General features: G+C 34.6%; 16 protein-coding genes. 9 read left to right on the top strand and 7 right to left on the bottom strand.

Going from position 1 to position 13,792, the window contains the following annotated elements; translation table 11 throughout:
• Positions 1-32: 32 nt before the first annotated feature.
• Positions 33-1,073: a YkvI family membrane protein gene (locus AC1DS7_RS06940; protein ID WP_002031445.1), complete on the bottom strand. Its 1,041-nt coding sequence runs from the start codon at positions 1,071-1,073 to the stop codon at positions 33-35.
• A gap of 236 nt (positions 1,074-1,309) precedes the next feature.
• On the opposite strand from AC1DS7_RS06940, the gene AC1DS7_RS06935 reads away from it, so the two are divergent.
• The 3 genes from AC1DS7_RS06935 to AC1DS7_RS06925 all read left to right on the top strand — a co-directional run bounded on the left by AC1DS7_RS06935 (position 1,310) and on the right by AC1DS7_RS06925 (position 3,522).
• Positions 1,310-1,753, top strand: a complete 444-nt coding sequence (locus tag AC1DS7_RS06935; RefSeq protein WP_002012416.1) for a Dps family protein — start codon at positions 1,310-1,312, stop codon at positions 1,751-1,753.
• Between the two features lie 108 nt (positions 1,754-1,861).
• Positions 1,862-2,326, top strand: a complete 465-nt coding sequence (locus AC1DS7_RS06930) for a DUF3939 domain-containing protein (protein WP_000488199.1) — start codon at positions 1,862-1,864, stop codon at positions 2,324-2,326.
• Positions 2,327-2,580: 254 nt separating this feature from the next.
• Entirely contained in the window at positions 2,581-3,522 is a 942-nt protein-coding gene (locus AC1DS7_RS06925; RefSeq protein ID WP_016102174.1) for an alpha/beta hydrolase, read from the top strand.
• Positions 3,523-3,574: 52 nt separating this feature from the next.
• On the opposite strand, the gene AC1DS7_RS06920 is transcribed toward AC1DS7_RS06925, so the two are convergent.
• Together AC1DS7_RS06920 and AC1DS7_RS06915 are read right to left on the bottom strand one after the other, a co-directional pair.
• Positions 3,575-4,576 (bottom strand): LLM class flavin-dependent oxidoreductase, encoded by a 1,002-nt coding sequence (locus tag AC1DS7_RS06920; RefSeq protein ID WP_002141391.1) that lies wholly within the window; start codon positions 4,574-4,576, stop codon positions 3,575-3,577.
• A 104-nt stretch (positions 4,577-4,680) separates the two neighbouring features.
• Entirely contained in the window at positions 4,681-4,872 is a 192-nt protein-coding gene (locus AC1DS7_RS06915; RefSeq protein WP_002012420.1) for a DUF3896 family protein, read from the bottom strand.
• Between the two features lie 187 nt (positions 4,873-5,059).
• On the opposite strand from AC1DS7_RS06915, the gene AC1DS7_RS06910 reads away from it, so the two are divergent.
• Positions 5,060-6,532 (top strand): flavin monoamine oxidase family protein, encoded by a 1,473-nt coding sequence (locus AC1DS7_RS06910; RefSeq protein WP_476998871.1) that lies wholly within the window; start codon positions 5,060-5,062, stop codon positions 6,530-6,532.
• Between the two features lie 75 nt (positions 6,533-6,607).
• Entirely contained in the window at positions 6,608-7,192 is a 585-nt protein-coding gene (locus AC1DS7_RS06905) for a GNAT family N-acetyltransferase (protein WP_002126982.1), read from the top strand.
• A gap of 24 nt (positions 7,193-7,216) precedes the next feature.
• Here AC1DS7_RS06905 and AC1DS7_RS06900 read toward each other — a convergent pair whose 3' ends face one another.
• Positions 7,217-8,119, bottom strand: coding sequence for an aldo/keto reductase (locus AC1DS7_RS06900; RefSeq protein WP_002064972.1), 903 nt, complete (start codon positions 8,117-8,119; stop codon positions 7,217-7,219).
• Positions 8,120-8,285: 166 nt separating this feature from the next.
• On the opposite strand from AC1DS7_RS06900, the gene AC1DS7_RS06895 reads away from it, so the two are divergent.
• Complete coding sequence (locus AC1DS7_RS06895; protein WP_033730282.1) at positions 8,286-9,236, top strand: CobW family GTP-binding protein; 951 nt, start codon at positions 8,286-8,288, stop codon at positions 9,234-9,236.
• Between the two features lie 136 nt (positions 9,237-9,372).
• Here the strand turns inward: AC1DS7_RS06895 and AC1DS7_RS06890 are convergent, their stop codons facing one another.
• Together AC1DS7_RS06890 and AC1DS7_RS06885 are read right to left on the bottom strand one after the other, a co-directional pair.
• Positions 9,373-9,843, bottom strand: a complete 471-nt coding sequence (locus AC1DS7_RS06890; RefSeq protein ID WP_002012425.1) for a GNAT family N-acetyltransferase — start codon at positions 9,841-9,843, stop codon at positions 9,373-9,375.
• 138 nt (positions 9,844-9,981) lie between these two features.
• Positions 9,982-10,932 (bottom strand): metal ABC transporter substrate-binding protein, encoded by a 951-nt coding sequence (locus AC1DS7_RS06885; RefSeq protein ID WP_002126988.1) that lies wholly within the window; start codon positions 10,930-10,932, stop codon positions 9,982-9,984.
• 197 nt (positions 10,933-11,129) lie between these two features.
• Here AC1DS7_RS06885 and AC1DS7_RS06880 point away from each other — a divergent pair, with 197 nt between their 5' ends.
• A complete protein-coding gene (locus tag AC1DS7_RS06880; RefSeq protein ID WP_002012427.1) occupies positions 11,130-11,354 on the top strand; it encodes a hypothetical protein in 225 nt (74 codons plus the stop codon).
• Positions 11,355-11,470: 116 nt separating this feature from the next.
• Complete coding sequence (locus tag AC1DS7_RS06875; RefSeq protein WP_002031464.1) at positions 11,471-12,130, top strand: oxidoreductase; 660 nt, start codon at positions 11,471-11,473, stop codon at positions 12,128-12,130.
• 29 nt (positions 12,131-12,159) lie between these two features.
• Here the strand turns inward: AC1DS7_RS06875 and namA are convergent, their stop codons facing one another.
• Positions 12,160-13,197, bottom strand: a complete 1,038-nt coding sequence (namA, locus tag AC1DS7_RS06870) for an NADPH dehydrogenase NamA (protein WP_063226477.1) — start codon at positions 13,195-13,197, stop codon at positions 12,160-12,162.
• Between the two features lie 134 nt (positions 13,198-13,331).
• Between namA and AC1DS7_RS06865 the strand changes: the two genes are divergently transcribed.
• On the top strand, positions 13,332-13,790 hold the full coding sequence (locus tag AC1DS7_RS06865) for a methylated-DNA--[protein]-cysteine S-methyltransferase (RefSeq protein ID WP_002186074.1): 459 nt from the start codon (positions 13,332-13,334) through the stop codon (positions 13,788-13,790).
• Positions 13,791-13,792: the final 2 nt, after the last annotated feature.

Raw genomic sequence — 13,792 nt, 5'->3', positions numbered from 1 at the left:
GATGAAAAACATCCGTATACACGGATGTTTTTTTATGTTTTTTGAAGTTGTTTAAAGGCAATAATCGGTAGTAAAATGATGCTCACCCAACCGATAATAGGGTATAGAATATGAAGTAATTCACTATATCCAATGAAACTAAAGCAATAACTAATTAGTAATATGAAGTAAATAATGTTATTACTTTTCCATCCGGTAATGGATTGCATTTGTTTTGTCATTCCGAATATATTCCCAACTAATGTGGTGAATACTTCACCAAAAATGATAAGAACAAAGAAAAAATGGAAAGTTGCATTAAACCTTCTTACAACTTCAGCCATTGGGATGTTATATTGATAAAATTGTTCAACGGATAATATTGCTAGATGGCTACATAATAAAATAAAGCAAAGCCCCGCGCCGCCTAAAATACCACCCCATAAAATAGCTTTTCGATCTTTTACTTCACTGGCCAATGGGACGAGAACACTTTGGGCGAGAGAAAGATTTAATGCAACATATGTAATAGGGCTAGTAATCCATTTCATATTCCAACTTTCTGTAGGAACGGTGTCAATAATAGGAGTTGTACCATGAATAAAGGTTGTAATAGCAAGTCCGATAATGAAAATCATCATAATAGGTACGACAAGTGTATTCACTTCAAAAACACCTTGTAATCCCCGGCTCCCAATAATGAGGCAGGCGATGACTGTGATGAAAATACCAAGTTGTCTCGGGAGACGAAGTTGTTCTTCAAATACTGCCCCGGCTCCTGATAACATAACGCTAGTTACGCCAAATAATACGAGTAATAATAAAGTATTTACGACATTTCCAAATACATCCCCAAATAAATATTTATTAAATTCTTGCGCTGAAAATGCCCCGATTTGTGATGAAAGTAACATCATTTTTGTACCGAGCCAAATAAAAAAAAATCCACTTATACATATGCCAATGGTTCCGTACAATCCGTTAACTGTAAAAAATTCGACAATTTCTCGCCCAGTAGCAAATCCAGCTCCAACGACCGTTCCGATATAAGTAGCAGCGACTTTCTTTGCTACTTGCCATTGTTGATTGTCCATGTTATCCCTCTTTCTTCTATGATGAGCTTGACTTACTATTATGCATATGTGTGAGCTTGGACAATTAGACATATGAAGTAGTTGAAAGGATACATGAATTATATGATATTAGGGAAATATTAAGGTTGTTAAAACTTTGTTACATATAAGCTGTTCATTCAAAAGAATAGGGAATGTATGGTAAAATGAAGTTAGGTCATTAAAAAGATAGTAACATGATAAGAGGAGTGGATTGTATGAGTACGAAAACGAATGTTGTTGAAGTATTAAACAAGCAGGTAGCAAACTGGAATGTATTATATGTCAAACTGCATAATTATCATTGGTATGTGACAGGGCCGCACTTCTTTACATTACATGAGAAATTTGAAGAGTTTTATAATGAAGCAGGAACATACATTGATGAGTTAGCAGAGCGTATTTTAGCGTTAGAAGGAAAACCGTTAGCGACAATGAAAGAGTATTTAGCAACTTCAACTGTAATCGAAGGGACAAGCAAAGAGTCTGCAGAAGAAATGGTGCAAATTTTAGTAAACGATTTTTCTGCACTTATTCAAGAATTAAAAGAAGGTATGGAAGTAGCTGATGAAGCTGATGATGAAACATCGGCTGATATGCTATTAGCAATTCATACGACATTAGAACAACATGTATGGATGTTAAGTGCATTCTTAAAATAAACATAAATGGATTAAAGAAAAACTCTATTGAAAAATTCTTTCAATAGAGTTTTTTATAATTTTTCAGTTTTCTTTTATGCTATAATATAGTAAAAAGGAGGCGATACAATGTTTCGCTTTTTCAGAACTGGAAAAGAAGATAGGGAAATTACGAAAGATGAATTAGAACAAGCGATGGCGAAGTTTCTAGAAACGAATGCTAATATCGTTTATACAGTTTTAGTAAATGATGATTACACAGTAAATTATGATTTGCTAAAGCCCTATTTACCTGCATTTCCAACAAATTTTTTTCTGATAACGAAGGAAACGCTTGAAGTATTTGAACATACAGAAGAAAATCTAAACCTAGTTAAAGAAATTGATATCGTACAAAAGGCCGTAGATCAATATGTAACAGAAAAAGAAATGTTCCCAATTGTTGAAGATAGCGAAGATCGCCTCATATGCGGAGTGAAGCTAGGACCATATTTAAATCGTATATTAAAAAGAAACTTATATATTTCAGAAAAGCATTATTTAGTTTCAAGTAAACCAGATAAGAAAAAAAAGAATAGTGGGCAGATGTTATGAGAACAACAATAATATTATTGTTGTCTTTTTTTTATTAAAATATTGATTTTTCAGTTTATTTAACTTTATACTACAACTAGTGGATAGGAAGGAGTGGTGTATTATGCGTATACATACATTAACTATTAAATATCATTCTGAGAATCAGGTATTGTTAAGTTGAATTGTAGAATTTAACTATTTATACCGTGACCCTAGAATGATAGGAAGATTGGAGAAGCAATTATTATAAAAGGTTACGGGGGAATTCCTATATGGAAAATAATATGACTTATATTAAGTTATTAAATGAAACGTTACATTGTTATGCAAATAAAGGAAGTTTTGAAGCGTATTCTTATATAATGAATAATGCTAAAGATGTAATGGGTAATGAAGCACAAATATATAATTTTAAATATGCATTAGCAAGTGCAGCAGGACTTGAAGAAGAAGCGTTGCATTTAATGAAGAAAGCAATTATAGAAAATGGATTTTGGTACGGAAGTGAGTATTTAATTTCCGATGATGATTTAAAACCACTACATAAATTTGAAGAGTTTCATAGAATGGTTCAATTATGTAAAGAAAGAGAAGAATTAGAAAAGAAATCGGAACAAGCAGACGTGAAATATAAATACAGCAAACAAACTGAAAATCTACTAATAACACTGCATGGGGATCAAGAAAATATACAAATAATAGAACCATATTGGAACTCTGTAATGGAACAAGGTTTTATGCTAGCATTGCCTCAATCTTCCCAAATTCAATTTTCAGATGGATATGTTTGGGATAATATCGAAAGAGGAAGAGAAGAGTTAAAAGGACATTACAATAAGATTAAAGTGAATAAACCATTTGAGAATATTATTATTGGTGGCTTTTCTGCTGGGGCAAGAGTAGCGTTACATTCCATGTTACAAGGTGAAATAGAAGTGAACGGTTTTATTTTTGTGGCACCGTGGCTCCCGGAAATGGAAGAATGGGAAGAAATGATTGGAATATTGCATGATAAAAGCGTAAAAGGATATATAATATGTGGGGATCAAGATGAAGATTGTTTTGAAGGTACACAGCAATTTGTAAAGTTATTAAAGGATAAAAATATAGAACATAAGTATAAAGTTGTGCCTAACTTAAATCATGATTACCCTCATAATTTTGATGAGTTATTAAAAGAAGCTATTGAATATATAGGAAGCAAAAACAATTGATTGGTAGTAAGAAAAGGAGATGCATCATATGTGATGCATCTCTTTTTCGTTATTATAAATTAAAAGCATCTGCCAATAGGCGATAAGAGTTTAATTTATGTTCAAATTGATGAGTAATCGTGACAATCATAAATTCGTCAGTATTATACGCTTTGCTTAAGTTTAATATTTTTTCTTTCACAGAAGACGGATCACCGACAATCATACGTTGACGATTTTCTTTTATGCGGAATAGATCATAAGCACTATACGAATAATTTTGAGCAGTTTCAATAGAAGGAGTACCAGTAGTCCGTTTTCCTTGTTCTAATAGTAAAATCGATAAATCAAGGCTTGATGCAATCTTCTCCGCTTCTTCATTTGTTTCTCCGCAAATAACAAAAATAGATACGATTGATTTTGGTTTATCACCTAAATAGGAAGGTTGGAATTGTTCTTGGTAAGCCTTCATTACTTCAGGGCCACCGTATCCGTTAATGAACTGTGCAAATGCAAAAGAAGCGCCTTGCTTTGCGGCAATCATTGCACTTTCTCCGCTAGAACCGAGCATCCACATTTCAGGAGATGTTGGGATAACTGGAGTAGCCTTTAAGTTTGCATAATGATGGTTTTCTGGTACTTGATCATGTAAGTACATAGCAACATCTGCAATTTGTTCTGGATATTGATCAAGTGAGACCATTTTACCTTCTTGAAGTGCGCGAGTTGCTATCGGCATACCACCAGGCGCTCTACCGACACCAAGGTCGATGCGGCCCTTATAAAGTGCTTCTAAAACGCGGAAATTCTCGGCAACTTTATATGGACTATAATGTGGCAGCATAACACCACCAGAACCAACTCTAATACGGTCAGTTTTCGCGGCAATATGTGAAATGAGTATTTCTGGACTTGAACCAGCTAAGCTAATTGAATTATGGTGCTCGGATACCCAAAAACGTGTGAATCCGAGTTTCTCAACTTCTTGTGCAAGCGTAACTGTATGCGAAATAGCCTGGGCTGCTGTGCTACCATCTGAAATAGGTGATTGGTCTAATACACTTAATTTGATCATAGAATATACCTCTCAATCTTAATGTACATCCTATTATATATTTACTTACGAAAAATGCGTAATGAAATGCTCAAAAGGAAAAGTGAATAATTTTTTATCCGCTTTTAATGAGAAAACCCTCGTTCATAATGATTCATTTCGACTAAGTTTAATATATATTCGTAGTTATCAATTTCTAAATGTATTTGCTTGCGTTCTTCTTCAGTTAGTTTAACGCTAGTGAGTTTTTTACATAACTGCTGTTTTTTTAATTCTAAATGTTTTTTTGTAGCCTGATAATCGTAAGTACGTTTCATGTGTATCCATCCTTTCCATACAGTTACTATCTGTATGTTTATCATATGAAGCATGTGGAAGGGGGAGAGCTGCACCTTATGTATTTTTAGTGAATTTTCAAATTGTGGTGGTGTTATGTTTAAGTGAATTTATGAATAAAATGCACTAAACCACTAATTCGTATTTCATGAAGTAAGGGGTGGGATTGTGCAGAAAGATATAATGTTTAACAATGAGATGGATGAAACGTTAAAAGTTATAAATAAGGGATTGAAGAAGACGACACGTCCGAAACAAATCATTGTAGTAGGGGCTGGTATGGCTGGATTAGTTTCGGCATCTTTATTAAAAGCAGCAGGGCATGAAGTGAAGGTTTTTGAAGCGAACAACCGTGTAGGTGGCCGCATAGAGACAGTTAGGATGGAAGATACCGGATTATATTTAGATGTTGGAGCGATGAGAATTCCGTATTCGCACAAATTAACGATGGCATATATAAGAAAGTATGGGCTACAGGTGAGCCCTTTTATTAATAGGAATGAGACTGATATTATATATGTTAATGGCCGAAAAACAACGTTGAAACAATATGAAAAGGACCCAAGTATTTTAAAGTATCCGGTGGAAATGAACGAAGAGGGGAAAACGTCGGAGGCCCTATTATTATTAGCGGTACAGCCAATTATAAATTTTATTAAAAGAAATCCAGAAAAAAATTGGGATATTGTAGTAAAGGATTTTGGGAAATATTCTACAGGGCAATTTTTAAAGTATCATCCTTATCAATATAATACTTATTTTTCGCCAGTAACGATTGAGATGATTGGTGTTCTATTAGATTTAGAAGGTTTTTTGGAAAGGTCATTTGTTGAGACGTTACGATTTTTATACATTATGCAAGAGGAAAGTGGATTTTGTGAAATAATAGGTGGGAATGATAGATTACCAAAGTCTTTTTTACCACAATTAGAAGAAAATATTATATATAATCAAAAATTAATGAAGCTTCATCAACAAGCCAATGGTGTAACAGCCTATTACCGAAATGAGGAAACTTTTGAGTATAGTAGTATAACTGGCGATTTAGTTATTGTTACAATTCCTTTTTCAACAATGCGCTTTGTAGAAGTAGATCCATTTGATTCGATATCTCATGCGAAGTGGAAAACAATTCGCGAATTGCATTATATGCCGGCTACAAAAATAGGGATTCAATTTAAAAGTCGTTTTTGGGAGGAACAAGGGCAATTAGGTGGGAGAATTATAACAGATCTTCCTATACGTTATGCGTATTATCCAAGTCATGGAATCGGTTCAAAAGGACCAGCCATTATGCTAGGGAGTTATACATGGTCATACGATGCATTACTATGGGATGGGTTATCAAAGGGGGATCGTATCTATTACACACTACAAAATTTAGCAACAATATTAGGCGGTCAAGTATATGATGAGTTCATGTCTGGAATATCAAAAAGTTGGACATTAGATCCATATGCGCTTGGAGGGTTTGCACTATTTCAAGCTGGTCAAGAATCAGAATTACAGCCAGTCATTGTAAAACCTGAGGGGAGAATATACTTTGCCGGAGATCATACAACGCTGTATCACGGATGGATTCAAGGTGCGATTGAATCCGGAGTGCGTGTGGCGATGGAAGTGAATGATCAAAAAGTTTAAAATTCAGAAATTTCTTTACTGTATAACTTGAGATGGATATTATTATATATAAAAGAATTATAGGGAGTGTTTACAGTGAATCCGTTATTATTCGATTTTCCTTCTGAATTTTATACTGACAGGCTTTTTATTCGAATGCCAAAACCAGGTGATGGTAAAGTTGTATATGACGCAATTCAAGCTTCAATACAAGAATTAAAACCTTGGATGGTCTTTGCACAAAAAGAGCAAACAGAGGAAGAAATAGAAGAGAGTATTAGAAAATCGCATATTCAATTTTTGCAGCGTGAGGATTTGAGATTACTAGTTTTTTCGAACGAAACAGGTGAATTTATTGCATCTGCCGGATTACATCGTATTAATTGGGATATACCTCAATTTGAAATCGGGTATTGGATTGATTCAAGGTTTAGTGGAAAGGGCTATATGGTAGAGGCTGCAAAGGGTATAACAGATTATGCTTTCACTGAATTGAAAGCAAACCGCGTAGAAATTCGTTGTGATTCTCTAAATAAGAAGAGTAGAGCGATACCAGAGAAATTAGGCTTTAAATTAGAGGGTACTTTAGAAAGCGCGAGTGTTGCGGTGGATGGAAATGGATTAAGGGATATGTGTGTATTTGCAATGACGAGAAATACATATGAAAAAGAAGAGCTGTAAAGAAACAGCTCTTCTTTTTGTTTATTATGGTACAGGATGTCCATTAGAGCTTTCGAAAATTGTAAACCATTGTTGGCGGTCTAAGTTAACTTTTGTAGCAAGAGCGGCTGTTTTCACACGATCTAATTTACCAGATCCAACGATTGGCATCATGTTAGCTGGATGAGCGAGTAACCATGCATACATAACAGTATCGATGCTAGTAACACCTAGTTCAGTAGCAACTTTTTGTAAAGTTTCACGTACACGTATGGCACGTTCTGATTGACCAGTAAAGATTTCACCACCAGCAAGAGGTGACCAAATCATTGGATTGATTCGTTTTTCTTGGCATAAATCAATCGTACCTTTTTCAAAATGCTCAAGCTGCATCGCAGATACTTCAATTTGATTTGTAATGAGCGGGAAATCTAAATACGAACTTAACATATTAAATTGTGAAGGTAAAAAGTTAGATACACCGAAGTGACGAACCTTTCCTTCTTGCTTTAAGCGTGAGAACGCTTCTGCCACTTCATTTGGGTCCGTGAATGGATCAGGACGATGAATGAGCAATACATCAATATAATCTGTATGTAAGTTTTGTAATGAATCCTCCGCGCTTTTTATTATATGTTCAGCACTCGTATTGTAGTGAGCAACATATCGCTCTGGAAATTTAGGGGATGGGGGAGCGATTCCACATTTAGTGATGATTTGCATATTTTCGCGTAAGGAAGGCTTGAGTTGTAACGCTTCTCCAAACAATCCTTCACATGTATATCCGCCATAAATATCAGCGTGATCGAAAGTAGTAATCCCCAAATCCATACAGTCTTCAATAAAAGAAAGTAACTCTTGCTTTGTCATATTCCATTCTGCTAAACGCCAGAACCCTTGAATAATACGAGAAAATTCTAGTGTTTCGGCCATTTGAACTCGTTCCATTATAAGTACCCCCCTTGATGAATGATAATATTTTTGAAAAGGCTTTCTTGCTACATATTATTATATAGTTACCCGGTTGTACATACAATAAATATGTTTTGCTACAAAAACGTTTTTCTCTATATGCTATAATGTAGAAACATATAGCTATAAGGAGATGTAAGGAATGATTCCAGTAACAATACTAACTGGTTTTCTTGGATCAGGGAAAACGACATTATTAAATCGAATTTTATCAGAGGATCACGGCAAGAAATTAGCAGTGATTGTAAATGAAATAGGGCAAATTGGTATCGATAATCAATTAATTATGAACGTTGAAGAAGAAATTATGGAAATGACAAACGGTTGTTTATGCTGTACTGTGCGTGAAGATTTACTTGTTGCTTTAAAACAATTACTGGATGTGAAAGCAGAAGGGAAAATGGACTTTGATGGATTAGTAATTGAAACAACAGGTCTTGCAAATCCAGGTCCGATTATTCAAACTTTCTTTTTAGATCCAGTTATTCAATCTGCATACCAAATTAACGGTGTTGTAACAGTTGTAGATAGCTATCATATACATAAACATTTTGAAAAGGGACTAGAAGCAAAAGAACAAATTGCCTTTGCTGATGTTGTGTTAGTAAATAAATTAGATTTAATTGAAGAAAATGAGAAAGAAAGTCTCGTACATGAACTGCAAGGAATTAATCCAACTGCAAAATTAATCGAGACGACTAACTGTGAGGTAGATATTCCATCGTTATTACAAATTCAAACGTTTAAAACGAAAGATACGCTGCAAATTTACCCTCATACAGAACATAACCATCTAGAAGGTGTAAAATCGTTTGTACTACGTGAAGAACGTCCGTTAGATTTACAAAAATTGAATGAATGGATGTCAGCTGTCGTTCAGGAACTAGGGGAGCATTTATATCGCTACAAAGGAATTTTATCTATTGATGGGGTAGATAAACGTATTGTTTTCCAAGGTGTGCATACGTTATTTGCTGCTTCGTATGATAGAGAGTGGCAAGAGGGCGAAGAGCGAGTAAGTGAAGTAGTTTTCATCGGAAGAGATATTAATAAAGAATGGTTCCAAGAACATTTTGAAGAATGTGTGAAATAAGTCTGCGTAAATCGCAGGCTTATTTTTTATGAGCATTTTAATGAGATAATACTAGATTACAAAAATGAAGTAATAAGGGAACGAAACTAAAAATAGAAAACATAACATTGATAAATGCATAATAAAAAGCCTGTTTTCACAGACTTGTATTTTCATCTATAAGTAATTCCATTACAACACCTACAACTGGACCTTCGTCATCAATATCCCCATTTAAACGGAAGCCAAATGACTCATATAGTCCCATTGCGTGTTTGTTGTCAGGATGTAAACTTAAATAAATTATTTTACATTCGAATTTTTGTTGCAAGAATTGAATTAGTAAGCGAAGGAAACGTTTTGCGTATCCTTTTCCTTGAAATTGTTGGTCAATCATAAAACGATCTAACCATACACTTTCATGTTTTTGGGAATACCAACCGTACATTGCGTATCCAACGAGTGTTTCTTTGTCATATAAGCCTACTGACGTTCCGTTTTCTTCATATAATGATTCCGCTAAAGAAAACGCATTGCTTTCAATAAACTGCTGCTGGTCTTTTGCTACGTCTAAAGCAGCAACTGAACGCCAATTATTTGCTGTTACTTCACAAATGTGAAGATTCATAGTTCCAACTCACCTTCTAAATTAGTATAGCTTACAAGCTAATATGGATAATTCTACTTGTTATTTCGATCAAGTCAAGGATAAATACATAAAAAGGCAGCTGAATGACATATTCAGCTGCCTAGAAAATATAGTTGATTAGTTTGTTGCTTCTTTTAAAGTATTTACGTTTTCTTCCATTAATGTGAAGTAATCTTTATTGTTCTTTGCATCATCCTCAGAAATAGTAGCAAGGTGATTTAAGCGTAAAATTTTTGTACCTGTTTCTTTTTGAATAACTGATGCTACTTTTGGAGTAGAGAATGTTTCAAATAAAATATATTGTAGACCGTGCTCTTTTACTGTTTTTGTAATGTCAGCAAGCTGTTTTTGAGATGGTTCATCAGATGCTGAAATTCCAGCGATTGGAATTTGTTTCAAACCGTATCGTTGTTCCCAGTAGCCGTAAGCTGCGTGTGAAACTAATATTTCTTTCGTTTTTGCATTTGCAACAACTGCTTTAAATTGATCATCTAAATCAGTGAATTTTGTTTGTAGTGCTGCAAAGTTTTTTTCGAACTCTTTTTTATGTTCAGGCTGTAATTCTACAAGTGCATTTTTAATTTTTTCTGCTTGTTTCATCGCAAGAGTAGGATCTATCCAAACGTGTGGGTCTTTATCGTGATGATGTTCATCTTCTTTATGACCGTCTCCATGATCGTGCTGCTCTTCTTCAGATGAAGCACGAAGTTCGATATCTTTAGATGCATTTACAATTTTTACGTTTTCTTTTTTTAATGATTTTTCCATTTTTTCGGCAAATGGTTCTAATTCTGCGCCGTTATAAACAAATAAATCGGCTTTCGCCACTTGTACAGTCTGCTTTTGACTTGGTTCAAATGTATGAGAATCCGCACCAGGTGGGTAAATTGTTTCTACATTTACATAATCACCACCGATTTTTTTTGCAAAGTCAGCGAGTGGGAAAATGGTTGTATAAACAGAAAGTTTCCCATCTTTTTTCGCTGCACCTTCTTTGTTGTTAGAACATCCAGCAAAGATGAGTGTGAAAATAAGTATAAATGAAAATAGAGCTAATTTTTTAGGCATATAATTCTCCTCTTTTCTTTTTTACAATTATATTTTCTCCAAATATAAGAAGAAAATATCGTTTTAATACAAAACGGAATAATTACGTTTTAGTTTGCGAACCTAGTATAATACATCTTTATGAAAGTTGCAATAAATAATAATCATTACGATTTGATTTTGTAATAAATCTGTCAAAAAGAAAGGTATTAATTTTTATGATTGGTGCATATGTGACAATGTTACTTTCATATATTGGGAGGGAGCAGAAAAAAGGGGATGAGCGCTTGGGTTACTTCATGGAAGCTATCTTATTAATACTTGCGGTTGTTTTGCCATTATCTTTTGTTTTAATTTTTTTAAGAAGACTAATAAGTAATTTAGGGGATGCTACAACAATTACAAAATTGCCAGCAGAAGAAAAAGAAGAGAAAAAAGAGTAAGTAAAGCACTATGCATACGCATAGTGCTTTACTTATGGTAAAATGGGAGAACGGAAACTCCTGTTAGCGACGATTAGCTATAGGAGAGAATAGTAAATAAAGAGGTATACACATATATGAATAAGCGAACAGCGTTAGTACTTGGCGCAAGTGGGTTAGTTGGACAAGAAATAACGCGACTATTACTTGACTCAGATTACTACGATTCGGTTACTATTTTTGTAAGGGAACCATTACAATTACAGCATGAGAAATTGCAACAGAAACAGGTGGATTTTTCAGTATTAGAGGAATACAAAGAATTTTTTGCAGTAGATGATGTTTTTAGTTGCTTAGGAACAACGATAAAAAAAGCGAAGTCGAAGTCGAATTTTAAAAAAGTAGATTATGAATATACATTACGAGCTGCCTGCTTAGCTGAAAAACAAGGCGTGCAAAATTTTCTTGTTATTTCATCAATGGGAGCAAAACCTAAATCATTTTTCTTTTACTCGCAAGTGAAGGGGAAAATGGAAGAGGAGCTGAAAAAGCTAGTTATTGGTGGCATACATATTTTCAGGCCGTCATTATTAGTTGGAAATCGACAAGAATATCGTTTTGGGGAAAGAATGGCTGAGAAATTATCTCGTATTCTTCCGTTTATATTTAAAGGGGCTTTTAAAAAGTATAAACCAATTTCAGCTAAAGATGTGGCGAAAGGAATGTATATAACAGCGCTACGTGAAGAATCTGGTATTCATATTTATAGTTCAAACGATATTATAGAAATAAAATAAGTAAAACCGAGAAGAATAATTTCTCGGTTTTATTTATTAGTTTTAATTTTCCCGGGTGCTCGCCCGTATTGATATGGTTCTTTTAATTCAAAGCCAAGTTCATTGGCAGCTATTCTTGGGAAGTATGGATTACGAAGTAACTCGCGTCCGATAAAAATTAAATCTGCTTCGTTATTATTTAAAATTTGCTCTGCTTGTGATCCGGTTGTAATTAATCCTACCGCACCAGTCGCGATGTCAACATGCTCCTTAATATGTTTAGCATATTGTACTTGGTAACCAGGATACACATCAATATGTGCGGGTACAACAGCACCAGAACTACAATCGATTAAATCTACCCCTTGTTCTTTCATCCATCCTGTATACTGCACATAATCTTGAACCGTTAACCCGTCAGGATGATAATCATTTGCTGAAATACGAACAAATAACGGTCCGTTCCAAACTTCATTTACAGCATCGATGATTTCGCGTAAGAAACGATAGCGATTTTCAGGTGAGCCCCCGTATTCATCAGTCCGCTTATTGGAAAGCGGAGAAAGAAATTCATTAATAAGATAACCGTGAGCACCATGTAATTCAATAACGTCAACCCCCGCTCGTTTAGAGCGTAAAGCTGCTTTTTGAAAAGCAGAAACAGTTTCTTTAATCTGCTGTTTATTCATTTCTACTGGTATTTTCATTCTATCGTTAAACGGAATTGCTGAGGGAGCGAAAGCATCTGTTTCTAATTCAGCCTTTCTTCCGGCGTGAGCGAGTTGAATGGCTGCTTTTGCACCGTTATTATGTATAAATGTTGTCGTTTTATGTAAGCCTTCAATTAGATTATCATCCCAAATGCCTAAGTCTTTGTTAGAAATTCGTCCTTCAGGTAACACAGCTGTTGCTTCAATCATAACTAAACCTACTTGGCCAGCAGCCCTGGTTCCATAATGGACGAGATGAAAATTAGTTACTTGGCCATCCTCATTTTCTGATGAATACATGCACATAGGTGACATAATGATACGGTTTTTTAGCGTAACGTCCTTAATTGTATAAGGTGAAAAGAGTTGAAACTCCATCAAATATCCCCCCTTGATTGAATTTTCTTACATTGTATCATCCTCTTTTTTGTTTCCCTAATAAAACGCTTATACGAAAAATTTCGTCTATTCGTGTTACAATAAATAATATGTAATGAATTGGAGGATGACATATGTACCAGGCTTATTATGATAGTGAATTAGGTTTGTTAGAAATTACAGCGAACGAAGAAGGAATTACGTCTGTTATATTTGTTGAAGAAAGAAAAGAAGAACATAAAAATGAATTTGTTGAACAATGTATAAATGAATTAGATGAATACTTTGAAGGAAAAAGAAAAGAGTTTACAGTTCCATTGTCTGCTGAAGGAACACCATTCCAAAAGAATGTATGGGATGCACTTTACACTGTTCCGTATGGCGTAAGTGCTTCATATTTAGATATTGCGGAGAAGGTTGGGAATACGAAAGCTGTACGAGCGATAGGAGGGGCAAATAGCCGAAATCCAATTTCAATTATCGTTCCATGCCATCGTGTAATAGGAAAGAGTGGAAAACTTGTTGGGTATGCGGGTGGTTTATGGAGGAAAGAGTGGTTATTGAAACATGAAGGTATTTTAAATAAATCGTAAGA

It is taken from the genome of Bacillus sp. P4_E1, assembly GCF_056401715.1.
The sequence above is the reverse complement of the archived record's forward strand: the minus strand, read 5'-3'. Positions and strand labels throughout refer to the sequence as shown.

What these genes read in the sequence shown, in the direction of transcription:
- AC1DS7_RS06940 (WP_002031445.1), bottom strand. Translation starts at nt 1,073, where the DNA reads ATGGACAATCAACAATGGCAAGTAGCAAAGAAAGTCGCTGCTACTTAT.
- AC1DS7_RS06935 (WP_002012416.1), top strand. Translation starts at nt 1,310, where the DNA reads ATGAGTACGAAAACGAATGTTGTTGAAGTATTAAACAAGCAGGTAGCA.
- AC1DS7_RS06930 (WP_000488199.1), top strand. Translation starts at nt 1,862, where the DNA reads ATGTTTCGCTTTTTCAGAACTGGAAAAGAAGATAGGGAAATTACGAAA.
- AC1DS7_RS06925 (WP_016102174.1), top strand. Translation starts at nt 2,581, where the DNA reads ATGGAAAATAATATGACTTATATTAAGTTATTAAATGAAACGTTACAT.
- AC1DS7_RS06920 (WP_002141391.1), bottom strand. Translation starts at nt 4,576, where the DNA reads ATGATCAAATTAAGTGTATTAGACCAATCACCTATTTCAGATGGTAGC.
- AC1DS7_RS06915 (WP_002012420.1), bottom strand. Translation starts at nt 4,872, where the DNA reads ATGAAACGTACTTACGATTATCAGGCTACAAAAAAACATTTAGAATTA.
- AC1DS7_RS06900 (WP_002064972.1), bottom strand. Translation starts at nt 8,119, where the DNA reads ATGGAACGAGTTCAAATGGCCGAAACACTAGAATTTTCTCGTATTATT.
- AC1DS7_RS06895 (WP_033730282.1), top strand. Translation starts at nt 8,286, where the DNA reads ATGATTCCAGTAACAATACTAACTGGTTTTCTTGGATCAGGGAAAACG.
- AC1DS7_RS06890 (WP_002012425.1), bottom strand. Translation starts at nt 9,843, where the DNA reads ATGAATCTTCACATTTGTGAAGTAACAGCAAATAATTGGCGTTCAGTT.
- AC1DS7_RS06885 (WP_002126988.1), bottom strand. Translation starts at nt 10,932, where the DNA reads ATGCCTAAAAAATTAGCTCTATTTTCATTTATACTTATTTTCACACTC.
- AC1DS7_RS06880 (WP_002012427.1), top strand. Translation starts at nt 11,130, where the DNA reads ATGATTGGTGCATATGTGACAATGTTACTTTCATATATTGGGAGGGAG.
- AC1DS7_RS06875 (WP_002031464.1), top strand. Translation starts at nt 11,471, where the DNA reads ATGAATAAGCGAACAGCGTTAGTACTTGGCGCAAGTGGGTTAGTTGGA.
- namA (WP_063226477.1), bottom strand. Translation starts at nt 13,197, where the DNA reads ATGGAGTTTCAACTCTTTTCACCTTATACAATTAAGGACGTTACGCTA.
- AC1DS7_RS06865 (WP_002186074.1), top strand. Translation starts at nt 13,332, where the DNA reads ATGTACCAGGCTTATTATGATAGTGAATTAGGTTTGTTAGAAATTACA.